The 25,850-nt window shown below is 46.8% G+C and carries 16 protein-coding genes and 1 pseudogene; 4 read left to right on the top strand and 13 right to left on the bottom strand.

The features are described from left to right. Positions 1-109 precede the first annotated feature (109 nt). Positions 110-751 (top strand): class D sortase, encoded by a 642-nt coding sequence (locus tag MHB43_RS27665; protein ID WP_339179439.1) that lies wholly within the window; start codon positions 110-112, stop codon positions 749-751. 126 nt (positions 752-877) lie between these two features. Here MHB43_RS27665 and MHB43_RS27670 read toward each other — a convergent pair whose 3' ends face one another. The 9 genes from MHB43_RS27670 to xylA form a co-directional block, all read right to left on the bottom strand. After that, positions 878-5,410 carry a collagen binding domain-containing protein gene (locus MHB43_RS27670; RefSeq protein ID WP_405130838.1) on the bottom strand — a complete coding sequence of 1,511 codons (4,533 nt, stop codon included), beginning with the start codon at positions 5,408-5,410 and terminating at the stop codon, positions 878-880. A 162-nt stretch (positions 5,411-5,572) separates the two neighbouring features. Then, positions 5,573-6,700 (bottom strand): transglutaminase domain-containing protein, encoded by a 1,128-nt coding sequence (locus tag MHB43_RS27675; protein WP_339179448.1) that lies wholly within the window; start codon positions 6,698-6,700, stop codon positions 5,573-5,575. A 392-nt stretch (positions 6,701-7,092) separates the two neighbouring features. Continuing rightward, on the bottom strand, positions 7,093-9,486 hold the full coding sequence (locus tag MHB43_RS27680) for an S-layer homology domain-containing protein (RefSeq protein WP_339179450.1): 2,394 nt from the start codon (positions 9,484-9,486) through the stop codon (positions 7,093-7,095). Positions 9,487-9,714: 228 nt separating this feature from the next. Then, a complete protein-coding gene (locus tag MHB43_RS27685; protein ID WP_339179452.1) occupies positions 9,715-10,641 on the bottom strand; it encodes an alpha/beta fold hydrolase in 927 nt (308 codons plus the stop codon). Between the two features lie 169 nt (positions 10,642-10,810). Continuing rightward, positions 10,811-11,437, bottom strand: coding sequence for a bifunctional 4-hydroxy-2-oxoglutarate aldolase/2-dehydro-3-deoxy-phosphogluconate aldolase (locus tag MHB43_RS27690; protein ID WP_339185455.1), 627 nt, complete (start codon positions 11,435-11,437; stop codon positions 10,811-10,813). 247 nt (positions 11,438-11,684) lie between these two features. Then, positions 11,685-12,755, bottom strand: coding sequence for a glycosyltransferase (locus MHB43_RS27695; RefSeq protein WP_405132478.1), 1,071 nt, complete (start codon positions 12,753-12,755; stop codon positions 11,685-11,687). Between the two features lie 1,082 nt (positions 12,756-13,837). Then, positions 13,838-14,554, bottom strand: a complete 717-nt coding sequence (locus tag MHB43_RS27700; RefSeq protein ID WP_339179457.1) for a glycosyltransferase family 2 protein — start codon at positions 14,552-14,554, stop codon at positions 13,838-13,840. 221 nt (positions 14,555-14,775) lie between these two features. Further along, positions 14,776-16,269 (bottom strand): xylulokinase, encoded by a 1,494-nt coding sequence (gene xylB, locus MHB43_RS27705; protein ID WP_339179459.1) that lies wholly within the window; start codon positions 16,267-16,269, stop codon positions 14,776-14,778. A gap of 692 nt (positions 16,270-16,961) precedes the next feature. Further along, on the bottom strand, positions 16,962-18,278 hold the full coding sequence (gene xylA, locus MHB43_RS27710; RefSeq protein WP_036606941.1) for a xylose isomerase: 1,317 nt from the start codon (positions 18,276-18,278) through the stop codon (positions 16,962-16,964). Between the two features lie 198 nt (positions 18,279-18,476). Between xylA and MHB43_RS27715 the strand changes: the two genes are divergently transcribed. Together MHB43_RS27715 and MHB43_RS27720 are read left to right on the top strand one after the other, a co-directional pair. Continuing rightward, positions 18,477-19,643 (top strand): ROK family protein, encoded by a 1,167-nt coding sequence (locus tag MHB43_RS27715; protein WP_339179462.1) that lies wholly within the window; start codon positions 18,477-18,479, stop codon positions 19,641-19,643. A 147-nt stretch (positions 19,644-19,790) separates the two neighbouring features. Beyond that, positions 19,791-19,988 carry a hypothetical protein gene (locus tag MHB43_RS27720; RefSeq protein ID WP_017692236.1) on the top strand — a complete coding sequence of 66 codons (198 nt, stop codon included), beginning with the start codon at positions 19,791-19,793 and terminating at the stop codon, positions 19,986-19,988. 139 nt (positions 19,989-20,127) lie between these two features. On the opposite strand, the gene MHB43_RS27725 is transcribed toward MHB43_RS27720, so the two are convergent. Both MHB43_RS27725 and trxB read right to left on the bottom strand, forming a co-directional pair. Next, positions 20,128-20,358: a glutaredoxin family protein gene (locus MHB43_RS27725; protein WP_076212704.1), complete on the bottom strand. Its 231-nt coding sequence runs from the start codon at positions 20,356-20,358 to the stop codon at positions 20,128-20,130. 62 nt (positions 20,359-20,420) lie between these two features. Further along, positions 20,421-21,362: a thioredoxin-disulfide reductase gene (trxB, locus tag MHB43_RS27730; RefSeq protein WP_036668032.1), complete on the bottom strand. Its 942-nt coding sequence runs from the start codon at positions 21,360-21,362 to the stop codon at positions 20,421-20,423. Between the two features lie 256 nt (positions 21,363-21,618). On the opposite strand from trxB, the gene MHB43_RS27735 reads away from it, so the two are divergent. Next, positions 21,619-22,350 carry a ZIP family metal transporter gene (locus MHB43_RS27735; protein WP_221820769.1) on the top strand — a complete coding sequence of 244 codons (732 nt, stop codon included), beginning with the start codon at positions 21,619-21,621 and terminating at the stop codon, positions 22,348-22,350. 123 nt (positions 22,351-22,473) lie between these two features. Here MHB43_RS27735 and MHB43_RS27740 read toward each other — a convergent pair. Both MHB43_RS27740 and MHB43_RS27745 read right to left on the bottom strand, forming a co-directional pair. After that, positions 22,474-23,283 (bottom strand): annotated as a pseudogene (locus tag MHB43_RS27740) (alpha/beta fold hydrolase). A gap of 133 nt (positions 23,284-23,416) precedes the next feature. Beyond that, positions 23,417-25,432, bottom strand: a complete 2,016-nt coding sequence (locus tag MHB43_RS27745) for a heavy metal translocating P-type ATPase (RefSeq protein WP_405132479.1) — start codon at positions 25,430-25,432, stop codon at positions 23,417-23,419. Between the last annotated feature and the right edge of the window lie 418 nt (positions 25,433-25,850).

The raw sequence follows: 25,850 nt of genomic DNA on the forward strand, positions 1-25,850 counted from the left end.
TTCGAACATTTCTGTACGTCCTTTCGTCCCTGTCCATATTTTGTATAGATCCGTAAGTAGAATAGAGAAGGGTATACTATTTTTCTTGGACAACGGGAGTTGATGTATAATGAAAAAATTCTCTATTCTGCTCGTTCTACTGGGCATCCTGATCATCAGCTTTCCTTTCCTGCGGGAAACGTATTATGACTGGCAGCAAACCCGTGTCATGAACGATCTGGAGCAATTGCAAAACGGCTTGTCTAAGCTTAATCACTCCTTCGAACAAGGCAGGCAGGATGCAGCTTCCGCCGAGCCGACTACGGATAGTACAGATACAGTGCAAGACGCCTCTTCGGATACGTTGGGGGTACTCTCGATTGACAAGATTGATGTCCGCTTACCGATTCTGGAAGGTGCAACGGAGGACAACATGAAGGTAGCTGCAACCCATCTTGTCGAAACCACTAGTATCGGTAAAAAAGGTAATGCCGCCATAGCCGCTCATCGCGCCCACAAAAAAGGTCGACTGTTCAATCGTCTGGGAGAACTCCAGATTGGTGATTCAATGGAAGTCACCTTGGCAGATCGAACGATTATCCAATATAAGGTAGATCAGATATCCGTTGTGGAGCCAAATGACTTATCTGTGTTGGAGGATCCCGGACTTGGACAGGTCCTTACCTTGATTACCTGTGATCCACTCGTCAATCCAACACATCGCCTAATTGTAAGAGCTATTGAAGTGAAACCGAATGTTGCGGGGACCTGATTCTCCCTAAATATCACCAAAAAATACCCTCTAGCATATTCACACGTCGACGCTAAGTCTTCGTAGTGAATGCTAGAGGGTATTTCTATCTACACACGATAAATTTTAGATACTGCGTGTTTTGATCTAGCGATGAAGCTGTTGTCTGCGGCGGAAGTACATGAATCCCGCGCTACCTAGCGCCATCAGCATCATGCCCACAGCAGTGTAAGCCATTGTGCTCTCTTCACCTGTTTGTGGCAGCATTCCCTGAGATCCAGAATTTCCGTTTGGCTGTGATGCAGAATTTCCATTGCCCTGGGATCCATCTGTATCCGTTCCAGCAGGAGGTGCAAGTGCACCATCCCCATCCGGTGCGTCTGTATCCCCTACTGGAGATGCAATGTCGTCACCGTTGGAAACGCCTGGTGAAGGAGGAGCTACTCCGTTATCTTCATCTGTTGGAATTTCGGTTCCGCCTCCAGGTTCTGTAGGTTCAGTAGGTTCAGTAGGTTCAGTAACAACAGTGCCTGGGATAGACGTTCCTGGTGTTTCCGGTTCCGGTGTTGTTGGTTTATCCGGATCTGGCGGCGTTACCCCCGTATTAGGTGTTCCCGGATTATAAGGTCCACTAGACCCACCACCCGATACCGGGATAGCCTGATTTGTTTTTTCCACAACTACGGCTTCGGTTTGTATGTTCGTAATTTCAAATAGTACCGGTGTTGTTTCCAACATGTATCCGTTGGGCGCTTTTATTTCAACCAACTGATATTTATTGATATCCAAGCCTTCAAGTACAATTTCACCTTGTTGATTGGTTGTCAGTGTAGCTTCATCTAGACCTGTTACCTTGTGGAACTCCCAATTTCCATTTGCATCCATTAATGCAGTTTGGGCCCGTAATTCAAACACAGCTCCTTGCAGGTGCTGTGTTCTACCCGCATTGGTTTTAATCAATTTCACGGAACGATCATTTTCTTTATTTGCAATGGTCAATTGGGTTTCCGGTTTGGTAATAGATACAACCGTCTCGGGCTGTTCAATCACAAAGCCTTCTGCCTTGGTTTCTACCAATGTATATGAACCATAGGCCAAGTTATCAAATTCAATAACCCCGTTTATATCCGTAACCCGTGTGTCAACCACCGCATTTGTACTGTCATGCAGTTCGAATTCAATTCCAGCTAACACGGATTGATCCTTAGCGTTCACTTTAGTTACCAACAGCTTAGCATTCGTACCCTGCGTATTGGTTTGTGTGAGCGTAACAATCTGTGTTTGATTGGCTACAATTGTAAGAGGAATAGGCGTTGAATCCAGTTGATAGAATTCAGGTGCTTTGATCTCTTCCAACTCATAATCTCCTGGCTCCAGATCGGTTGCTCCGATCTTTCCATCCTCACCCGAAGTTATCGTATCTTTCAACTTTCTGGTTTGCCCTGTTTTCAGATACAATTCAAATGTTGCACCTTTTAGTGTTTTTGTGTTGTCCACAGCATCCACCTTGGTTAATTGGAAACCTTGACGAATTTTTTGGTTCATCACTTCAAATGGTTCCCTGGCATCTCTGAATTGGATCGTTTGTCCTGTAGAAGCACCGTAGTCAGCATCAACCAAATAACCCGTTGGTGCAGATACTTCTTTCAACCTATAAGGAATCCCAGTTTGGTTGTTTAATCTGTATTTTCGGGAGGTTACAGCTTCGCCCTTCTCATCTGTCGGTTTCAACGTTTCCAGAAGTGTGGTTCCAGAAGCGTTATAAATGGTGAAAATCGCTCCCTCAAGTGGTAGACCTTCATCATCTACTTTGTGGATTGTAATTTGGCCGCTACCAGTAGATGCTCCACCTCCAGCTCCTGCCATGTAAACACGAATCCCGTCCTGCTGGTCTGACCCCTTAACCGAGTCAGATTTACCCGCAAATTCAACTTTATTTTCGATTCTATCCCCACTATTGGCATCAATAAAGGATTGATACTCCAATATGTAGGCAGTTCTTATCTCATTCTTAAAGTTGAATGTAAATGTATTGCCTTGCACAACCAGTTCATACTCATCAGGATTAACCAATCCAGCCTTAACGGATACGTTCCCTGAATTGTCCTCAGGTAGATTAGTCGCATATAACTTCAGCGTATCTACAAGCAAAATCTGGTTATCTGATAACGTGTCGGTTAAGATAGAACCTGGTGCTACATAAGATTGACTTGGGTTGATATTTACCGTCCAGGAAGCCTTATCTGTTGAACCGATTTGCCGACCTGTTTTTTGAACGTATTTTCCACCGTGGGCCGGTGTGATTTGCGCTATTTTATTAAATCGTTCTATACCACCCTCACCATCAGTCAGGATCGCATGATTAGAGTACGTACCATTAACAGCGAATTCTCCATCCAAACTTGTCTTATACACGACACGGTAGGCCTCTTTTCCGATGTTGCCAAGGTTTAAGATGAAGCCTTTTCCGTCCGAGTTCAATTGGAATTGCCCTGTTTCCAGTGTAACCGGTGCACCAATCCCCGTGATATTGTTATCTCCCTCTAATAAGAGTTTGTTTACTTGCAGAGAACCTTCTACAAAAGATTGATTACCCTCATAATTATCCTTAAGAATTGCATTCTGGATATCATACAAATTATAATTCATATCAATCGTCCAGGTGATCATTTTGTCCTTGGCGCTATATTCACCGTTCTTATTACCATTATCTATTGTATAATTTTGTGGTTTGACCACAGCTGACTTGGTAATCGGAGTCTGTTCTCCATTCGCTTCGTTCCAATTCAAAGTCGCCGTATTACGGTATTCATCGTTAATTGGCATACCCGCCGTTGGGTCAAAGCTGGTTTTATAGGTAATCACATGCTCTGTGTTGATCATACCGTTAGGCACCATTTGAACAGTAAACCCTTTTTCAAAGCTCGTATCACTTGGATCAGCAACTGGTACAAGTTCAAACTGATCCTGCTGAAGGCCACTAATTTGAAGACTGCCTGGAATCAACTTCATATTTCTTTCTTCGTAATTGTCCGTAATGACGATGTTCGTCATTCGCTTCGAGTCACGATTCAGTACAATCTGCCACTCGATTTCCTTACTGTTGAAATTTTCACTTTTAGCGCTCTTCGCAAATATGACTTCCTGTATGCCCTTACTGCCCTCTTTTGTTGTTCCATCATACATACTTACTGTATTCGTTATTGTATCGTTCTCATAGACACGAGCTATCGACTTCGTTTCATATCCAATCTCATATGCCATGTTGATGTCATTGATGAATTGTAATCTGAAACCATCCCCTGTAACCAACTGTGTAAGTGCATACTCATTGGAGTTTACTTGATTCGCCCTTGTAGCGTTCCCGCTATCATTGATGTTTACCTGATAGACTTTTACCGATCCAGGAACCAATTCCTGTTTGGCTGTGTCAAAACGGTCTTCTATCCAGGCATTCGCCTGTGTAATCTCTTGTTGATTATAATTATATTGCACTTTCCAGGTGATCGTCTGGGTCACCGGATTATATCCGCTATCTTGCCCTGACTTGTTCAAAGGCTCATTAAAACTGACATTTACTCTACCTATATCGGTTTCTTTATAATTCTGATCACCAGTAAGTTCCACAGTATTTTCATAAGGAACGTTCGTAAAAGGTTCTTTCGTTGGCGCTTTAATACTTGTTGTGTACGTCACCCGGTATGCCTTATCAATATCTCCCAGTATAATCGGGAATTCGAGTTTTGTATCAGATAGAACTCCCAATTTTAGAGATCCGTCTAATTGAACCTCCAATTCATGAATCTCAATAGTCCCTTTCAGAGGTCCTGCCGAGAGCGTATCCGTCAGTACGGCATTAGTGATCTGCTTTTCACCTTGATTGAAATCCACTGTCCAATTAATTCCATCTGAGTTGAAATTTCTTTTATTCGCAACTCCTGATTTCGTGAGTTCATCCTTGGCTGTATTCGCAAAATGCACGTTAAATGTAACATCACCATCCCGAATGAAATCAAATACTATCGGTTGTTTCAACCCACCGTCCATTTTGCTCTCATCGTAGTTAATCCACACATAGAAGTTACCTGTTAATTGGGAACCAACGATCTGATCGTTGAACGTAAAGGTAACCTGACCATCGGGATTCACAATGTATTCGCCAACTCCACCATCCAGATACCCTGTTAATGGTGACTCAATCTTGAGTTTATCTGGAAGGTCAAATGTATACGTAGAACCCGCTCCATAAGAATGAGTATCATCTTGGAAAGCCCAAGAAAAGATAACGGCTACCTCATCCTTGATGCTCGGCCTAGTATCCTCGACTGGATCACCTTTCGTTATGATCGCTCCAGTTACTTCATCATATTCTGGCTCCTGATTGTACATCTGCACACTGGTAATCAATTGATCTGTAATTACCGGACCTGCAGCTGCCACTGCTAAACTGCTCTGGTTGAGGTTTCCCTCCCCCTCTTCTTCCGGAGTGGCAGCAACGTCAACGTTGTTGACCTCTTCCGAACCTGCCAAACCTTCTTCTGATGCTGTATCGCTGATTGCACTGGCTGGCAAATTAGTTAATTCATCCTGAGCATGCATTGTTGGTGTAAATATCCAACCCTGCATCATTTGCGTGACCAGTAACAGAGCAATGATCACTATGCTCACTTTTTTCCTCATTGTTTGCATATCCTCCTCGTACGTAGTGTTGGCATACGCCGAAGATTAGAATAGCAAAGAGACATATATAAAAAATAGACATTCTCCAAATTATCGTTATTTTAGACAAAACACGACAAAAAAAGGACACTCCTCAAGCGGAGCATCCTGTTCAAACGGTTGTTATAGTGTCCAGTTAATTTTGACGCGCAAATCCGTAGTACCTTCCATTTTGGACACATAATAAGATATCGATTTCATGCCAAGCTGGTACAAATCCTGCAAATCTTCAATCAGTCCAGCCTCCGTACCCTTGTACCTGAATGTCAGCGAGGTTCCGCCTTCCTTCAGCTTACTCTGAACTTTGGTCCTCAGCGCAGCATGGCCTTTGACGGCATCCTGTTCATCATACAGGGAATAGTCCAGAGCGTGGTACAGCTTCTGATATGCGGCTTTTTTGCTATCTCCGGCCTTCACCAGCTTTAATAAAGCTTCTCGATATGGGGCTGGCGCAGCGGGGTACTTGCTTTTGCCTGTCCAGATATGGTCACGTGCCATCTCATCATCACTCAGCAAATAATAGCTGTGGCTCACCTTACCTTTGCGGTCAGGGGTAGGATCATCCCAGGTGGTGTCCATGTGATACCACTTGCCGTCCAGGTTCACAATATTCCAGGCATGAAGCTGCCCGCCCGCTGTACCTTCCACAATCCGGTTATCGATACCTACTCGCTCCAGCATCCGATATGCCAACAGTGAATATCCCTGACAGACGGTACTGCCTGTAACAAGCCCGTCATAGGCCGTATATTTCTTCAGAGAGGTATCGTAGGAAAGGTTAAGCACAATCCAGTCATGAATGACCTTGACCTTCTCATGATCCGTCATGCCGGGTTTGATGATTTCTTTCAACACGTTTGTGACTTTACGATTCACATAATCGGTCTGCTCCTTGGTCTCCCGATAGGAGAGCGTCACATGCACCTCGGCCGACACATTGGAGCCTTTATAATTGAATGCATAACTTTTAACGGTATATTGGATATAAGGGTCACTCTTCATTGCCTCATCGATGGAGGTTTGTAATTGTTTTTTGAGGCCTTTCACATTGCCTTTGTATGTAAAAACAAGTTCCTCCGTTCGCTGTGACATTGCGGTAAGCAAGGTCTGGCGCAAATCTGTTGCCGTGGATATATCTGATGTTCCTGATGCAGCGTATAGTTGATCCAGATCAACCGTACGTGGTAATGCTACAGCAATCAGACAGCCTGCCAGCAGTATGGTGATAATTCGTTTCCCGTTCTTACCCATGAAAGGAACCCACCCTTCTTTGCAAAGTTCTCACGCCCTATTGTATCACAAAAGGCTCTGTCGTCATTCTTCTATATCATTTCAACTAAAGAATATTTACACTAACACTCCGAGGTCAGAACAACTTTCCGATCGCTGTTATCCCCAGATTTTTTTGATCCTTTGTTCAAAAGGAAAAATCCGGTGATAAAGGCGCACGCTTCGCTTCCTCAAGTTATTTCTGACCTCTCCGTTATCGTGTAAATGTTAGTTAAAATGATATAATTTTTGTAAAAATTAAATCAAAAGAGACCTTCTATGGAAGGTCCCTTTGATCTTCAGTTCAATCAATCACGATTACCCGTTATTTTCATCCTATGATCCGCTTGGGCACGATATGAGTAATTCCTCGTCTAATACAGGCGATTACCACTCATAAACGTATCTGTTTTACCTTGAAGCTTCGCCAGCCGTTCCAATACCTGTGACGCTTCAGCTACCGTCACTTTTCGTGCAGGCATGAATCGTCCTTCAATCGAAGGAAGCAATCCCAGCTTCAGACTCAGGGAAACCGCTCCCTTACTCGTAATGGCACTGGCATCCGCAATGTTGGGAAGATCTGATGGCAACGTATAGAATCCGGCCAGCTTCTCATAGCGTAAAATACGTACAAGCAGCACTGCCAATTCTTCACGTGTCATCTCTTCCTGCGGATTCAAATTCTGTTCAGGGTCCGCTCCGGCAAGCCAGCGCTGATCGATTAATGCCCGAACTGCCTTATAATACGGGCTGTCAGGTGTCACATCAGCGTATAACTTGTCATCTCCGTCACCACTGTAGTACAGATCCATATTTGGATTAATCGCTCTTGCCAGATAGTTAAACCAATCTCCCCGGGTGATCACACGATCCGGGAATACGCGTCCCTGTTCATCCGCAAGCAATACGCCATGCTGTGTCATATTGCGTAGAGCTGCTTCGGCGACATGACCGGAAATATCCGTAGGATCCGCCTTGGTTGCAGAGCTTGTATCCCCGTATAACAACATCCATTTTCCTGTGTTAGCATCCAGCACTTCATAGTTGCCATAGATCGAATTTTCATCTCGTGTAGGCATATAAGCTAGGTTAACTCCCACCGGGATGACTTCACCGCTGTTCATACCCCATCCACCGTAACGAGAGTACGCCAGAACCAGCTTGAACTCTTTCAGATAGATTGCCCTTGCCTCTTCGTAACTAATGGCTGGCTCTTTCTCTGCTGGCAGTTGTTCAGGCGTTGCGGCAATACGCGTATAGAATTCGTTAATCGTTCCGTTGTTCAGCACCTGTACTTGTGCCGTATCATCCTTAACCGGAATTCCGTTCAGATAACGCTGGAACATAAAGGTACGCGCATCATCTACCTCAATAACGTTAGATAGGTGGAACTGTTCCGTTGCATCTGGAACTAACGCAATGACCGTGTCCATCGCCAGTTTCTCAGCCTGCTTTCGGGTTACCCCTTTGCCTGCCTTCTCTTCAGTTGTCTTCTCCTGCTCCATCTGTGGTCCCATTCGTTGCATCATCGTATAACTGTAGATCTGTCCAGTAACTGCATCTACCTGTGCTGAGATATCCCGCATGAACATATAGGACATATTGGCACTTCGATCGCTCCAGCTAAGACTCCATACCTGATTGTTCGGGCTTGCATATAATCCCTTGCTTAACTGGCTGTGCTCCAGCTTGTAACCCTTGGGAATATCAAAGTTCGTAGCCACCCGATTGGCGGCCTGCTGTACATTTAACCTCGTACCATTGGCCGGGACAAACGGAGTTACATCGCCTTTCAGCTTCGTATCCTGCTGCAAAGAATCTTCATCTACAGCTTTACCGGTTAATGTATTAATCCGTTCCAACGTATTGGCTTCAATCGGAACGATACTGATAGTCTTTGGTGTGTAGCCAAGATAATACTGCTGACCTTGTTTGGAAGACAGACGATCTTTGGAGATATAGGCCAGCTCCACATCGAACTGTTCTTCAAACTGCTGTCTCGCCTTCTCTTCCGAAGCTGCCGGTTTCGATGAAGGATACTTAGCTGAGGTAGTACCTCGTGAGTAACCTGTCACCAAACCACTTTCATCCACATTTATGTAGACTGTCTCTGCGTCAGATAATAACCCGTCATGCTTCAACTGGTAACCGTATCGATACTCTGTTCTGCCGAATAATGACTGTTGTTCAATAGAAGAATACAGATCTCCAAGCGGAGCATACTCTGTATCTTTCAGACCTGGAATGGCTTGGTACAACAGGTTCACGGCCTTCTCTTCGGCTTCAGCTTTGGTTAGCTTAACATCCGATGCCGTGACATATTTATCCATGACATCCGACGGCAAATGTACACTTAACACTTCCCCTGTGCCTGCATGTACGGTTGCATTGAATCCTGACGTATGATTGCCTTGCGTAATCTGGAACCCGATCTCCCATGCCTTGTAGTCTGGCGGTGGATAAGAATTAGGTGAATCGAATCGTGCAGATGAGATCGTTGCTTTCTTTAACAAAGGAAATAGCTTCAGTATATTTTCACTGGCTTGCCTGGATGAGATTTTTGCTCCCTCGGGCACGTCATTGCTCGTTGCGTCTAGTTGTTCATTTTCCCCCGTTGTCGCTTCAGTCAACTGTTCTGCTTGCGCGGCTGATGCACTGCCTGCAAAACCTGGTGTTTGCGAAGCAAGTAACAGTGTTGCCATCGCTGCCGTTGCAGCTTTCGCTGTGAACATTTTGAAACGTACATTAAACTTCCAATTCAAACTCAAATCTGGACCTCTCCCTTCAATTTCATACAAAGATGCATAGCAAATAACCTCGCATGAATATTGCCAGTCTATCCTATGATACCATAAGCTTCCTTTTTAATGGTCGTTTTCGGGGCAATTTTACAAATGTGAATTTCTGCATATTGCTCATAACAGCAAAAAAACGCCAACCACGTTGGCGTTCTCTTTGTTAGCCTGCACTCTTATGTAGGCCTGATTCTACCTGGTTTAACTGCTCGCAATAGTGGAATCGTTTGACTTTGACCGACCTTGGACATGGGTTTTCAAAAAGGGAATAACGTTGTCCCAGAAGGCGGGATCTTCCTCGGAACAACTGTGTCCTCCGCTGTTGACCCATAGATGTTCAACAGGCGGATCGGCTTTGGACATAAAATATTCAAGCTCACTCGGGGGAATGAAATTATCCCCCTTGGAGTGCACCATAAGCATTGGCAGTTGCATCCCCCTGCGCCGTTCGTTCAGCATCATCACCGGATCACGCTGACGATAAGATTTCAGAGATTCACCCAGTCGCCAGAACCAGATTCTCGGAATTAACTGGGCCAGTGGAAACAAGGGCAGACGTCGGCGTCTCAACTCTGAACTGACGATTACTTCAAATTGCGATGGCATCGAGTCCGTAATCACTGCTGATACAGGAATGCCTTCCGTCACCGCAAGAATCGTGCCCAGTCCGCCCAAAGAATGTCCAAGCACACCGATGGCATCCGGATCGATCTCCGGTCGTGCGGTCGTATACTGCAATGCCGCCAGCAGATCATCCCGGAACAAATAGGCAGATGCAGCACGAACCGGATCACTGGCTCCGTGGCTGCGGACATCATACATAAACAGGGCATATCCTGCTTCCCAGATCGGCCGTGCATAACGAAGAACACGGGAGCGATTGGAGCCCCAGCCATGTGCAATAATAACGAGCGGCCATGGCTTCGGAATGTCCGCTCTGGCCGGAATGAACCAGCCATGCACGCGACCACCCCCACTGTCAAAGGTCACATCCTCAAATGGCATTGGGGGTGTTAGTGTGATTGGAATCTTCTTAGGTGTCTGGCTCTTTACCGCTGCCTTCCATAATCCACCTGCCGTTACTGCGGCCACGGCGAGCATGCCGCCTATCATTGTTTTAGCTTTCACAGGGCATCTCTCCTCTCCGAATTCTGGCATACATCCATCATAAAACAATAGAGTGAACGGCACGTTAAACGACATGGGTTTTTATGATAAAGATTGATCCAACAACTAATTTAAAGGAACCATCATATATATACCCAAATATACATATCCTTCATCTGACGTTAAAATTCTAGGCTTTAGCTGCTTCCACAAATCTTCGTGCACATGCTGCAAGCTGCTCATGATCTCCTGCTACAAGAGCTTCTCGTGGTAAAAGTGCACTTCCCAGACCCACTGCAGCAGCGCCTGCTGCATAGTAGTCAGCAATATTCTCCAGTGTGGCACCACCTGTTGCCAGCAGTGGAATATGATTCAGTGGAGCTTTTATCTCCCGCAGATACGGTATGCCCAGACTCGCCATCGGAAACAGCTTTACAACTCGTGCTCCCGCTTCATGGGCAGCGACAATCTCCGTAGGTGTCATGGCTCCAGGCCAGATCTCGACACCATGTTCTACAGCATATTCAACGACAGACAGATCGACATTGGGAGACACCAGAAATTGTGCTCCTGCAGCAACTGCTTCCTTCGCCATCTGCACATTTAGTACCGTACCCGCTCCAACAAAAGCTTTTCCTTCATGCCGCCCACGCCAGTCTGCAATAATATCATGTGCTCCAGGTGTATTCAGTGTGACTTCCATCAGTCGGATTCCACCACCTGTCATACCTTGTCCAGCTGTTACTGCCGCTTCACGGCTTATACCGCGTACAATCGCGACCAGCCTCGACTCCAATAGAACTTCTGTCAGATTCATATCCAGTTCCCCTTGCTTCATCAATTCGGCAGCCGAAGACAGGCAATCATGGTCACCGCTTTTCCGTTATTCATTATTGTAAAGCATATCCTCCCCTGGATGAAATACATTAATCCATTTTTCAATGTGAATGCGTCTGTCACCAACTCTATGATGTACTTTTATCACAATGCAAAAAACCTCTCCATGGAACATGGGCTGATTCACCCATTAACTCCACGAAAGAGGCAGATTTCGGCCGAAAATACTAGGCATTTTCCAACACGTTATCCTTCTCCAAATCTTTAAAGTATCGATCGTTATATAACATGCTCGGATGTGTTGGATGATAGGCGAGTGCGATATCATTATGTTCCCGGGCCTTGGCACGGTTACCCATCCGGTCATAACACACACATAGTTGCAGATGCGGCATCCAGGTCCAGGCTGCTTCATTCAGCACTACCATAGGATCATCAGGACGTACAGCACAAGTCGCCTGTTCATACCAGAACAAGGCCTTGCGATAATCTTCACGGTCGGCAAAATAACCACCCAATCGACAGCAAATCTCGGCTCTTGGCAAATCATAGGCAAATGATCGGAACAACGCCGTGACTTCCTGCTCCGGACGTTCAAGTGCAGCTTCACAATCCGCAATTTTCTGGCAAGCAGCAATCTGATCTTCCACCCAGCCCAGTCCGGTATCCAGAAACTTCTCATAGTACTTCACCGCATCCTCATGCTGTCCATGGTCCTTCAGCTCATTACCGAAATAGTACAAGTCACGCGGCCCGAATTCCTCTCCGGCCTGTTCCCTTTTGCGATAAATCCGCAGATTACGATCGGTATACACCTTATCTTTCTTGTGGGTAACCGCTATATCACTATGCAGCAGATTGCCCGCTACAGCCAGATATTCATGGACCGCGCCAATCCAGCGAAATTGCCGATCCCGACGGACCAGACGATTCCGGCGCAGGCTGTAGGCTACCTTGCCATCTGCTGTGAATGACAGATTATAATCCATTGTGACACTATCAACATCCGGGTCGAGCGAACGTTTCAAGGCGATCAGTTTCGCCCGATCTTCCGGTTCGAACACATCGTCGGCATCCAGCCACAGAATATATTCACTCTTCGCCTGATCGAAGGCAAAGTTTCGTGCTGCTGCAAAGTCATCCACCCATTCAAAATCAACGATACGATCCGTATATCTGGAAGCGATCTGACGAGTACGATCCGTCGAACCGGTATCCACGATTACAATCTCATCGGCAATGCCGTTGACCGAGTCCAGACATCTGGCGAGGGAAGCTTCTTCATTTTTCACAATCATACACAAGGTAATACTGATCGTCTCCTCCCCTCGTCTGGCCCTGCGATTAAATGCAGATACCCCCGGCAGTTCGGACAAACGATAGATGTGGTACGCCGGGAGATGAGTATCGACGAATAAACGAAAACCCAGTGCCTGAGCACGGATGCAGAAATGACGATCTTCGCCCCAGAAGGATACATTGGGAATCTGGTCATATGAAACTCCAGCTGCCAGAACATTTTTGCGAATAAGGGTACATGCCCCCAGCCCTCCAACTTCATAACAACCCGGGATCCGTAGCTGAGTTAGAAAAGCAGTCGTTTGCGTGCCCTCGTCCTCCGTCTCGGTTCCGTCTAATGTTTTGCCACCGCGGCGAAACAAAGCATACTCATCTTGCAGCCATACCTGCGGCATTTCCCTGGCATCCGGCTGCCAGCGGGTCCAAAAGATATTGGATACAATGTCTTTGCCACTCGATACAAGTTGCTCCAGCGTCCGCGGATGCAGCACCAAGTCAGAATCAATCAGGAAAACCGCATCGTAGTGATTGTCGCGTGCATATTGCAATATGCGATTTTTCAAACCGGCTACACGCCAAATCTGCTCATCCTGCCAATAGTGTCCCCCCTCATCTTTGCTGTACACCCCTTTGTTGTCAGAACTACCACTGCCCTGTTCATCTGCTTGAATAACCGTCCCTTCATGCTGAAGCACAAATTCACGCAATATATTCGATGCGGCTTCTTCCACGTTATCGTCAACAAACAGATAATCCGTCTTCACTGTGGTTCGTTCCAGTGCATGCAGTGAATCCAGAAATTCACGGAGCACCGGAGTGGTCTGGCGAACCGGGCTGGCGATCAGTATTCTTTCCTGGCTAAGCTCTTCAAGCTTTTCCGATTGATGGGTTTCCTGCGATTGATCAGAACGTCTGGGCGGTCGATGATTACTCTGGCTCTCTTTCTGGCTCTCAGGTTGCTCCTCTCTTTGATTCTCTTTCTGATTATCTTTCTCATGTGAATTCGGCTCTATTTGAGGTTGGGATTCTTCTTGCGATTTGCGTAAAGGGTCTTTCTTCAATGTACTCACTCCCCCTCTCCTTATTCGAACCATGCCAACAGTCGTGGCTCTTGATCCAATATCGATTCGTACTGTTCCTTCCAACCGTATCTTGCTTCAGGGTCCAGTGCTTGATAGCGTTCATACTTACGTATACGGTCTTCTTCCCGCGCCCAACCAAAGTGCTTCACCCGGGGAGCATGACATCCATAGGACCAATGCTGGATCGTTAACGGAAAACGACCACAGTGCTGGGGTGTCTCCTTCCATTCATAGCTCATCCCCGGGTGATATCGAATCAGAAATGGCCGATAATAGGCATGCGCCTGCCAGAACTCATCTTCCCGGTAATGCGTCTCACTCCACATATCAAACAATCTGAAATAGATCGCATCTTCATTGCCACTGAGCAGCAGATCCCGTACCACCCCAAAGTCACTGGTTAGAATCTCATCTGCATCCAAATTCAAAATCCACTCCGGATCGGTTCCCACCGTCTCTTCCCATTGTTGTTTTCTTAGGCTTACCTCGTCTGCAAAACGTGAAGCAGCGTTCTCCACTAATACGAGTGGAATACCGTCCAGAAGTTCCCTGCACAGCGCGACCGTTCCATCCGTGCTTCCGTCATCAATGATTACTGCGCGATCAATCCAGGGACGATGTCTCTCCAGTGCCTGCCTGAGATAACGATTCTCTTCATTACGAACGATCATCGACAAGGTAATATGTGGTCTTCCATGTTCCTCATGTCCATCCAAAACTTCACCCCCATGCTCAAGCTTCTACCTATTAAAATGTCGGACACACGATGCCTGGACGAATCACAATCCTCTATTTCCAATCTATGCAGAGCCGGAATGCGGATATGCAGGCCAAAGAAACCTTTCATGGGGTTAATCTTGATGAACGACAAAAAAGCACCCGCCTTCGCGGATGCTTGTAAATGTAATCATAAGATTAATGTAGTGAAATAAATGAATTAACGGTATTCAGCCAAACGATCATTGAGACTACGAGTCTGTCCATAGACTTCCTGGTACAGTGCGAACAGTCCATCATAGACGGCAACCGTTTCCGGGTTCGGCTCATAGGACTTCGCTGGACGAATAAACGCTGTTGCACATTCTTGCAAGGACGGGAACCAGCCACAGCCATAGGCAGCCAGCATCGCTGCACCCATCGCAGGACCCTGTTCGCTCTCCAGCTTCACAATCGTGGCGTTAAAGACATCAGCCTGCATTTGCAACCAGGCTTCGTTCTTAGCACCACCACCAATGGAGATGACTTCATTGACGGTTTTGCCTGCACCACGCAGAATATCAATGGACTCGCGCAGCGAGAAGGTAATGCCCTCCATCACCGCATGTCCAAAGTGCTCCAGCTTATGTCCTGCATCCATACCGATGAAGCTGCCACGGATATTCGCATCCGGATGAGGTGTACGCTCCCCAACGATATATGGTGTGAACAACAATCCGTTGCTGCCCGCCGGAATCTGATCAATGCCCTGCAAGAGCACATCAAACGATTTGTCCGCTGCAAACGTATCCTTGAACCAGGACAAGCTGTATCCTGCGGCAAGTGTTACACCCATAATATAGAAGGCATCTTTCTCCCCGTGATTAAAAAAGTGTACTTTGCCTTCGAAGTCGAGATCTTTACGCTCTTCGTAGGAAAGCACAACCCCGGAAGTTCCGATGCTGCACATCGTCTGTCCTTCACTCAGAATACCTGCGCCAATCGCACCGCAAGCATTATCCGCACCACCTGCGTATACTTTCGTCGCAGCCGCCAGACCCGTTTGATCCGCAATCTCAGGTAGCAACGTGCCCACTTCCTCAAACGATTCCACAAGACGTGGACATAGGGAGATTGGCAGGTCGAATGCATCTGCAATCTCGTTGCTCCACTGCTTGCCTGCAACGTCCAGCAGCAAAGTTCCCGCTGCATCGGAATAATCCATAGCATAATCACCCGTCAGGCGATAACGCACATAGTCTTTTGGCAGCAGGAACAAGGATGCTTGCTGTAACAATTCAGGCTCGTTCTCCTGAACCCACAGAATTTTCGGCAAGGTAAAGCCTTCCAGTGCACGGTTCCGGGCAATGCTTAACAGCTTGCCGTCCAGTACTTTTTCGATCCGGCGGCACTGCGCCGTTGTGCGTGTATCGTTCCACAGGATTGCATTTCGCAGCGGTTTACCTTCTGCATCCACCAACACCAGTCCGTGCATCTGACCGGAGAAGCTCAACCCCTCGATTTCCGAAGGCTGCACGCCAGACACTTCCAGCAACTTGCGCAAGGAAACAATCGTCTGCTCTACCCAATCTTCGGGATTTTGTTCGCTGTATCCAGCCTTGGGCTGGTACAACGGGTATGCCTCGGATGCTTCAAATGCCACTTTACCTTCACGATTGACCAACACGGTTTTGACCGCACTGGTTCCAAGATCGACGCCGATTACGTAACTCATAGGTTAACTCCTCTCGTTTGTAACAGGACTGTATAAATGAAACCCTTGATGCTCATGTGGTCACTCCGTGATCAGAAAACCCTCAGATCGCCGTTACCCCCAGATTTCCTTTATATCCTTTAACAAGGGTGAAATCCGGGGATAAATGCGACCGCTTTGCTTCCTCGGGTCCTTTCTGCTCACTCCGTTTTGCATGCATGATACTGGACACACATGGATATGAAACGAGTAAAACGTACTCGTTCTTATAGCGAAAAGATTGATCCAATGACCTTGATTCGTCATTGGTTATAAATGAAATCCTTGATGCTCATATGGTCACTTCGTGATCAGAAAACCCTCAGATCGCCGTTACCCCCGGATTTCCTTTATACCCTTTAGCAAGGGAGAAATCCGGTGATAAATGCGCACGCTCCGCTTCCTCGGGTCCTTTCTGCTCACTTCGTTCTGCATGCACCATCTTAAAGAAACATTTATATCAAAAATCTTAAAAATCGTGTTGTTTGTTTAACCAAAAAACCGCCCCCGTCTTCCCAAGGGAAAGTCGGGGACGGTCCGAATGTCATGCTTGTTCAGGCGTTCCATGGTACAAGCTAATCTTGTGCATAGGCAAGCTTGGATACTAATGTCCAACACATATGAGTTGAATAACCATCGGTGGCCGACGTGCACCAACCCTGCCTTATGCGCTATTAGTCAGCCAGGATGTACTGGTTAAGTTGTGCTCTCAGCAATTCCTGACGTCCGGATTGATTTTTGCGTGGGCTTTCGTTGTTGAGTGCATACTCAGCAAGGGAAGCCAGTGTCGCTTTACCTGCAACCACATCTGCGCCAATACCTTCGCTGAAGCTGCTGTAACGTTTTTCGATGAAGTCATCGAATACACGATCTTCAATCAACTTCGCTGCTACTTTCAGACCTTTTGCATACGTGTCCATACCTGCGATGTGTGCCAGGAACAGATCGTCTGCTTCGAAGGAACCACGACGTACTTTCGCGTCAAAGTTCACACCACCACGGCCGATACCGCCGTTTTTCAATACTTCATACATTGTCAACGTAGCATCGTACATATCAACCGGGAACTCATCCGTATCCCAACCGATCAACATGTCGCCTTGGTTCGCATCGAGGGAACCGAGCATGCCGTTTGTACGAGCAACGCGGATTTCGTGATCGAATGTATGACCAGCCAGTGTAGCATGGTTCGCTTCCAGGTTAAGTTTGAAGTGTTTGTCCAAACCGTATTTTTGCAAGAAAGCAATGGAAGTTGCTGCATCATAATCATATTGGTGTTTTGTTGGCTCTTTTGGTTTAGGCTCGATCAGGAATTGTGCGTCAAAGCCAATTTCCTTCGCGTAGTCTACAGCCATGTGGAACATGCGAGCAATGTTGTCTTGCTCCAGTTGCATGTCTGTGTTCAGCAATGTGTCGTAACCTTCACGACCGCCCCAGAATACATAGTTTTCAGCGCCCAGGCGTTTACCCACTTCCAGACCTTTTTTGATCTGTGCTGCAGCGTGAGCATACACGTCTGCGTTGCAAGTGGATGCTGCACCAAACATGAAGCGTGGGTTCGAGAACATGTTTGCCGTGTTCCAGAGCAGTTTTTTGCCGCTGGATTTCATATGATCTTCAATCAGATCAACGATTGTATCAATGTTGCTGTAGAACTCACGCAGGTTGTTGCCTTCTGGTGCAATGTCCACATCGTGGAAACAGAAGAACGGGAGATTCATTTTTTCCAAAAATTCAAATGCCGCTTCCACGCGTACTTTCGCGAGGTCCAGACCCGAGTATTTATCCCACGAACGAACAGCTGTCTCCGCACCGAACGGGTCACTGCCGCCTGCAGTTAATGTATGCCAGTAAGCCATGCCAAAACGGAAATGTTCTTCCATCGATTTGCCGGCTACCACTTCTTCCGGATTATAATGTTTAAAAGCAAAAGGATTCTTGGAATCTTTACCTTCAAATGCAATTTTATTAACGGATTCAAAATAGGCCATGTGTAAAATGCCTCCTCAATAGTTTTAAGAAATCGTTTACACCGTTATCCTATCACATCGAATTTACTTTGTCTATTGGTTAAACAAAGTAAAATAAAATTGTTTTTTACATGTTTGTTTACGCTATAATAGTCGAATAACTTGTTTCGGATGTGGGTCAGAACCCTTTTATCAGAAGAATAGGAGTGCCTTAACCATATGAAAATTACCGGAGACCAGATGCTGGTCAAAAAAATAAACAAGTCGATCGTTCTGGATACGATCCGGCGCCATGCCCCTCTTTCTCGTGCGCGAGTGTCCGAGGTTACGGGGCTGAACAAAGCAACGGTATCCAATCTGGTTGCTGATCTGATCAGTGATGACCTGGTGCAGGAGATTGGCCCTGGTGAATCCAGCGGCGGACGTAAACCACTCATGCTGCTGTTTCGAGGGACATCAGGCTATGCAGTCGGTCTGGAACTCAGTGTGACTCATTTGAAAGGCGTGCTAACAGATCTGGAAGGACACATCATGACAGAGTACGCAATGACCTTGGAACATCATGACGTGTCCTCTGTACTGGAGCAATTGAAATTGGCAGCAAAACAGCTCATTGAAGCAGCTCCTCCTTCGCCTCACGGTGTCATTGGCATTGGCATCGGAGTACCCGGCATGGTCGATGAGGCAGGGACGGTCCTGTTTGCACCCAATCTGGGGTGGGAGAAGGTAGCTCTTCGCTCCACTCTTGAAGAAGAATTTAGACTACCAGTAACCATCGATAATGAAGCCAATGCTGGTGCCCATGGAGAGTTGAATTTTGGGGCAGGTATCGGTGTCCGTCACATGATCTACATCAGTGCAGGCATGGGGATTGGTTCAGGCATCATGGTAGATGGTGAATTATACAAAGGCGCGTGGGGCTACGCAGGAGAAACAGGCCATATGTCCATTGAAGCGGAAGGTCTGCCCTGCTCCTGTGGTAATCGTGGTTGCTGGGAGTTATACGCATCGGAAAAAGCTTACGAGCACCCGGATCATCAGCTAAAATTACCTGCTCATACTACACGCGATCTTATTCATTATGCCGAGCAAGGCCACGAGGCTGTTCAGGAATTATACAACACGATTGGGCGCAAACTGGGGATTGGCATTACCAATATCGTTAACAGTTTCAACCCGGAACGTATTATCATTGGCGGTCCGCTCTCTGAAGCAGGTCCCTGGATTGAAACAGCGTTAAAACAAGTTGTCGAGGAACGTACATTACCTTATCACCGCCGCAGTTTGCAGATTGAATGGGCAGCTCTGGGCAGCCGTTCCACCCGCGTTGGTGCCGCTTACTCTGCGATATCCCAGTTTTTAGGAAAAATTAGGGTGTCTGTCTAATAACAGATGAAAATTGACATCATTTCGCCCCATTTCCTCCCTTTTTGTTAAAGAAATCCAGATGTATAATGGGGTTATGTGATTTTTGTCATGGCTGTGTGAATCAAGCTGTGTTAATTCCGATAACGAAACGGAGTGAAAAAAAGCGTGACCTACGTGGATACTTCAGATATCTCGGCGCAAATGTTTGTCACCGTACTCCTGTTCCTGATTGTGCTTGCGCCCTTGTTCAGCCTTGGCATACTCCGATTGTTCCAGAGCAAAAAGAAGGCTGGTTTCATGTACATGCTGTCAGGATTGCTGGTGTATGTTGTATTTCAGACTTTCATGAGTATTTTTTTCTAGATCATATTCTGCGTTTGCACAAAAAACCGTACCCTTCCGGGTACGGTTCTTTCTATATCCTAACGGCTCGCGAAAACCGGAATTGCATATGAATCGAAAATTTCTTTCAACACATGATGATTCAGATAATCAGCCTGATTTAAGCGTCCAATGCTTTGGCAAATTGGGTTTTGTTCATACCCAGAATGCGATGTTCACCAATGACAGTCAATGGCACGGCGCGTACGCCCATATCCCATACTTGTTGTGCATATTCATCGCTAGTTTCGATGTTGCGCTCTTCATAAGAGATACCTTTGTCAGCCAGGAACGTTTTTACGGATTTGCAGTTCGGGCAGTTCGTTGATGTATATACAATTACGTTTTCCATGTTTAATTCACCTCATATGGTTTTATATTAATCTATAGTTTGGTTGGGATCAGCTCATTCTATTACAGAACAACTGCGCTGTGCTCCAAGCTCTCAATGTATTTCTCTGTGTCCATGGCAGCCATACATCCGCTACCTGCAGCTGTAATCGCTTGTTTGTAACGTGTATCCTGTACGTCACCACATGCGAACACGCCTGGGATGTTTGTCTCGGATGTACCTGGTGTAGTCAGGATATAACCGTGTTCGTCCGTAGTGATCTGTCCGCCAAGGAAACCAGTGTTTGGTGTGTGACCGATCGCTACGAATACGCCGCTTGCCGGAATCACTTCTTCTTCACCTGTTTCATTGTTCAACACTTTCAGTCCGGTTACGCCGTTGTCGCCAGCAAGTACTTCGAGTGGTGTACGGTTCAAAGCCATTTCTACTTTTTCGTTGCTGCGTGCACGATCCTGCATGATTTTGGAGCCACGCAGTTCTTCACGACGGTGTACCAACGTTACTTTGGAACCGAAACGGGACAGGAAGCTTGCTTCCTCAAGAGCAGAGTCACCACCGCCGATGACGATGATTTCTTTGTTACGGAAGAAGAATCCATCACATGTTGCACATGTGCTGACACCGCGGCCTACATTTGTTTCTTCGCCAGGGATACCGAGGTATTTAGCAGATGCGCCTGTAGACAGGATCAATGTTTCCGATACGAGTTCACCCATACCTTCAACTTGAATCTTGAATGGACGCTCGCTCATGTCGATGTTGTTCACCCAGCCTGTGCGGAATTCAGCACCGAAGCGCTCAGCTTGTTTACGCATGTTGTCCATCAGTTCAGGACCCATAATCCCATCAGGGAAACCTGGGAAGTTCTCCACTTCAGTCGTTGTTGTCAGTTGGCCACCAGGTTGTGGTCCTTCAATAACGAGTGGGTTCAAGTTGGCACGTGCCAGATAGATTGCTGCTGTCAGCCCTGCAGGGCCTGTTCCAATAATAATTGATTTATACATGTATAGTTCCTCCCCCGGGTTCTGCAAAAAGGTTAGGCCCTCGAGCATCAAAAGCTTAGGCTTTTGCATACACTAGAACGAAAAGCCCATATCATGTCCACAAGTCCTGCCTGCGAAATGAGAATTATCCTATGCAGAAACGGAATTCTAATTTATAATCATTCTAATCTGTTGTTCATTATGATCTCTTTTATGTACGGTGTCAATGCTCGGCAGCGATTATGAAGAAGTCTTCATCAGGAGGGAAAATGGAAGCATGAACGATGCACTCATTGGCAGTTTTATATCAGCCATGTCTACCGGCCTAGGGGCCGTACCGATTTTATTTATGCGCAAAATATCACACCGTCTGCGTGATATCTTGCTGGCCTACGCTGCAGGTATTATGACCTCGGCTTCAGTGTATAACCTCATTCCGGAAGCACTTGGCCAATCAAATCTTTTTGTACTCGCATTTGGTATTTTGCTTGGTAGCCTGGTTCTACTGGTGCTGGAGATGAAGATTCCACACGTCGATCTGGAGAATCCCGAGAAAATGCCTTTTAAAATTGAAACCAAAGCCTTCATGATTATTGCAGCCATCACCATGCATAACCTGCCGGAAGGGTTATCCGTTGGTGTCAGCTATGCAAGCTCAGATGAGAGCCTGGGCAATCTCATTGCCTTTTCCATCGGATTGCAGAATGCACCGGAAGGATTCTTGGTGGCCCTCTTTCTCGTGAACCAGAACATTGGCCGCTTCAAAGCGCTGGGTATTGCCACCCTGACCGGAGCGGTAGAGATTATTACAGCTATGATTGGTTACACCTTGAGCAGTCTCGTAGCTGGGCTTGTGCCTTATGGTCTGGCCTTTGCAGCCGGTGCGATGATGTTCATTGTTTATAAGGAACTTATCCCTGAGAGTCACGGTGATGGTAATGCACGTGTGGCGACGATGTCTTTTTTGCTCGGGCTCATCACGATGATTGGTCTGACCGAACTGTTTTAACTGAAGACTAAAGAACCCGAGCGAACAGTCCAAGACTGTCGACCGGGTTCTTTGTTTAGCCACAAATGAAGATTCCATGAAATTACTGGGATCGTCTGTCAGAGGCAATATGCCTTTTCCTGATCAGGATTGGATGAAACGAATCAGTTCCGATTTGAATTTTTCCAATTCATCATAGAATGCACCATGACCGCTCTCTTCAAAAGCAATCAGTTGAGACGAAGCGATGCCTTGGTGCATCTGCTCGGCGAACTCAAACGGACAGATCTCACCTTTTTTCCCGTGCAAAATGGCAGTTGGCATCTGGATTGAACTCAGGTCACCTCGCAAGTCCTCGTCCCGCAGCGCAATTGCACTGCGAATGGTACCATAAGATGAAGCTTCCATGCCGAGGGCGTGGAACCAACCCATGAATGGCTGGCTGTGTTTCTTCGCAAAGAACATGCCGCCAAACGTCTCCAGTAACTTCGGACGATCTGCAAAGATCGGCTCAATGATCTGCTCGTTCAGCTGCTCTGGAGTCAATCCATACGGATAACCTTCACGCTGTGTGAACACAGGTGCTGCCGCAGATAACAAGGCCAGCTTGGAGACACCATGCCCCTTATGGGGGGCCATGTAATGTACTGCGATCGCTCCACCCGTAGATAATCCTGCGAGTACCGCGTCTTTCAGCTCCAGATCATCAATAACGGCACGAACATCGTCTGCCATGCGATCATAATCTTATCCTGTTGAAGGCTTATCCGATAAGCCATATCCTCTAAAATCTATCGCGATGGCACGAATGCCATGGTTCGGCAGTACGTTCAATTGGTATTCAAACATTTTATAATTAACAGGCCAGCCACGCAAAAAGACAACCGGGGTGCCTTCGCCAATATCTTCAACATATACTTTTACATTTGGTTCCACTTGTACATAACGTCCCATATTTCACAGCTCTCTTTATCCTCGAATCGTCCCTTCGAATCATTGCCCACTGACCCAAGGTTCAAACGTAAGCTGTTAAACCAGCCGCATACTACCTGCGAAACCAATTACTCATTTTCCTCTTCAAATCTCATTACCGTAGCAGCCTAAGCCCATTCAGAATAACCAGAATTGTACTTCCTTCATGACCTACCACACCCAGAGGCAATGCGACGTCTTGGAGGAAGTTCCCAGCAATTAAGGCCAGAATAACGGTGATGGCAAAACACATATTCTGTTTCACCGTACGCTGAGCTCGCCGGGCTTGCCCAATCACCCAAGCGATCTCTTCAATGTTATCGTTCATGAGTACCGCATCAGCGACCTCCAGTGCAGTTCCGCTGCCGGACAATCCCATCCCCATACCCACAGTAGCTGCTGCAAGTGCCGGTGCATCATTGACACCATCCCCTACCATTAACACTGGACCATACTGTTTGCGGAGCGCTTGGACCTGCTTCACTTTATCTCCAGGCAGCAAGTCTGCATAGACCATGCTTACTCCAGTTTCACGCGCAATTACAGAAGCTGATCTGGCTCGATCTCCTGTTAACATGGCAACTTTTACACCCATCGCTTCAAGCTTTTTCACTGCAGCTGCTGCCTGTGGCCGTACCGTGTCCCGCATCGCGATCAGCCCGACTAATTCACTATCAGCCATAACAGCGGATACGGTTTTCCCCTCCCCTTCAAGACGGGAGCATACATCGTCCCACTTAGAAGATACCTTCATATGGTTAGCACCATGTCCATCTGGATCATCAACGTTGCTATCTTTCATCTCCTCTGGCTGCATTGATCCCAGTACATCTGTTTTACCAATGCTCCAGACCACATCGTTCACAGTTCCTTCGATGCCCCAGCCTGTTAGAGCCTGTACGTGTTCCGCTTCCTGAAGTGTAATATTCTCCTTGTTCGCCTGATCTACGATGGCACGAGCCAAAGGATGCATGGAGAGGTTCTCAATCGCCGCTACCGCAGCTAAGAGCTGAGCACGATCTACATGTTCAGCCGTAATAATATCGGTCACTTGTGGGGTGCCCATGGTCAATGTACCTGTTTTGTCAAAAGCCACGACCCGCGTGCGAGCCATATTCTCCATATGGGCACCACCCTTGAAGAGAATGCCACGACGGGCGCTACTGGACATCGCGGACAGCATGACAGGCATGATCGAAGACACCAATGCACAAGGCGAAGCAACAACCAGAAACACCATCGCTTTATAAAATGCCTCATTCCATGTCCAGCCAAGCAGTAGTGGAGTTCCTGCAATCACAAGTAAAGTCACCCCTACAACAATGCGTGCGTATATTCCTTCAAACCGCTCCATGAAACGCTGGGAATCCGGCACTTCTGCCTGTGCTTCTTCCACCATTTTAATGATTTTGCCAAACAGTGACCCTTCAGCCGATTTTGTGACCTCTACATATAAGGCACCCTCCCCGTTTACCGTACCTGCGTAGACCTCATCCCCCACAACTTTGTCCACAGGCAGGGATTCTCCCGTGATGGACGACTGATTGATAAAAGAACTCCCCCGGTACACGACACCATCTGCTGGGATAAGTTCTCCCGGTTTGACCAACAGCAGATCACCCGGCTGCAGATCATCAATAGCCACAAGGTTCATCTGTCCGTCCTCAATACGCATTGCAGTCTCTGGCTTGAGCGCCAGCAACGATGAGATATCCTTATGACTGCGCTCTGTCGCATAACTTTCCAACGCACCACTGAGTGCAAAAATAAAGATCAGCATCGCTCCTTCATTCCAGTAACCGATGGCTGCTGCCCCAAGGGATGCGGCAATCATCAGCAGGTTTACATCCAGATCACGGTCCTTGACCAGTGTCTCGATGCCTTCCTTCGCTTTGGTCCAACCGCCAACGGCATACGCCACAATGTAGAGCATGATGGATAAGGTAGCAAAATACGGTGCAGTTCCCCAGGCAATCAGCATCAACAGCCCGCTGCCCAATGCTGATTGCATCTCTTTATTCTGTATCATGGCTCGAAAATCAGGCTTCTTGCCCCGATTGGGACCTGGTGTTTGGGATGAGCATTGTTCTGCTTGTTTCTGTCTGTGTAAAGGTTGATGTATCGCTTGCATATGAATCACGTTCCTTTCGATGGTAGGTTTGCGGATAGTGAATGTGCTCAGTTCCGCTTCCAGAGATGAAGTTGTATTGAGAATGAGAGCCATTGTTAATGCCCTAAAAATGACACATGCTGCTGCGGGAGTCCCGCAGCAGCATGGTTTTGTGAATGATTTTGCAATAATCTCGAATGAGAATGATAATCATTTTTGTGCTTATGCAATTATTTTTACCCAATACAACTTTTAATCAGTATATGCCTGTGATCCACATTTGTAAATGGGCTTTTTTCAATGGATAGTCATACATGCGTGTTCAAAAAGATAAAAAGCCGCTGTCCCGGAGGACAACGGCTTTAACCATCTATTGATATTCATATAACCTGTTTATGGCATATCCGCTTAAGTGATTGTTACACATCCACCCAATGCC

Origin of the sequence: Paenibacillus sp. FSL H8-0317, from assembly GCF_045040685.1 — a bacterium.
Taxonomy (GTDB): Bacteria; Bacillota; Bacilli; order Paenibacillales; family Paenibacillaceae; genus Paenibacillus.

Excerpts from the sequence above, each read along its gene's own strand:
- MHB43_RS27665 (WP_339179439.1), top strand. The coding sequence starts at position 110 with ATGAAAAAATTCTCTATTCTGCTCGTTCTACTGGGCATCCTGATCATC.
- MHB43_RS27670 (WP_405130838.1), bottom strand. The coding sequence starts at position 5,410 with ATGAGGAAAAAAGTGAGCATAGTGATCATTGCTCTGTTACTGGTCACG.
- MHB43_RS27675 (WP_339179448.1), bottom strand. The coding sequence starts at position 6,700 with ATGGGTAAGAACGGGAAACGAATTATCACCATACTGCTGGCAGGCTGT.
- MHB43_RS27690 (WP_339185455.1), bottom strand. The coding sequence starts at position 11,437 with ATGAATCTGACAGAAGTTCTATTGGAGTCGAGGCTGGTCGCGATTGTA.
- MHB43_RS27695 (WP_405132478.1), bottom strand. The coding sequence starts at position 12,755 with ATGATTGTGAAAAATGAAGAAGCTTCCCTCGCCAGATGTCTGGACTCG.
- xylB (WP_339179459.1), bottom strand. The coding sequence starts at position 16,269 with ATGAGTTACGTAATCGGCGTCGATCTTGGAACCAGTGCGGTCAAAACC.
- xylA (WP_036606941.1), bottom strand. The coding sequence starts at position 18,278 with ATGGCCTATTTTGAATCCGTTAATAAAATTGCATTTGAAGGTAAAGAT.
- MHB43_RS27715 (WP_339179462.1), top strand. The coding sequence starts at position 18,477 with ATGAAAATTACCGGAGACCAGATGCTGGTCAAAAAAATAAACAAGTCG.
- MHB43_RS27725 (WP_076212704.1), bottom strand. The coding sequence starts at position 20,358 with ATGGAAAACGTAATTGTATATACATCAACGAACTGCCCGAACTGCAAA.
- trxB (WP_036668032.1), bottom strand. The coding sequence starts at position 21,362 with ATGTATAAATCAATTATTATTGGAACAGGCCCTGCAGGGCTGACAGCA.
- MHB43_RS27735 (WP_221820769.1), top strand. The coding sequence starts at position 21,619 with ATGAACGATGCACTCATTGGCAGTTTTATATCAGCCATGTCTACCGGC.
- MHB43_RS27745 (WP_405132479.1), bottom strand. The coding sequence starts at position 25,432 with ATGCAAGCGATACATCAACCTTTACACAGACAGAAACAAGCAGAACAA.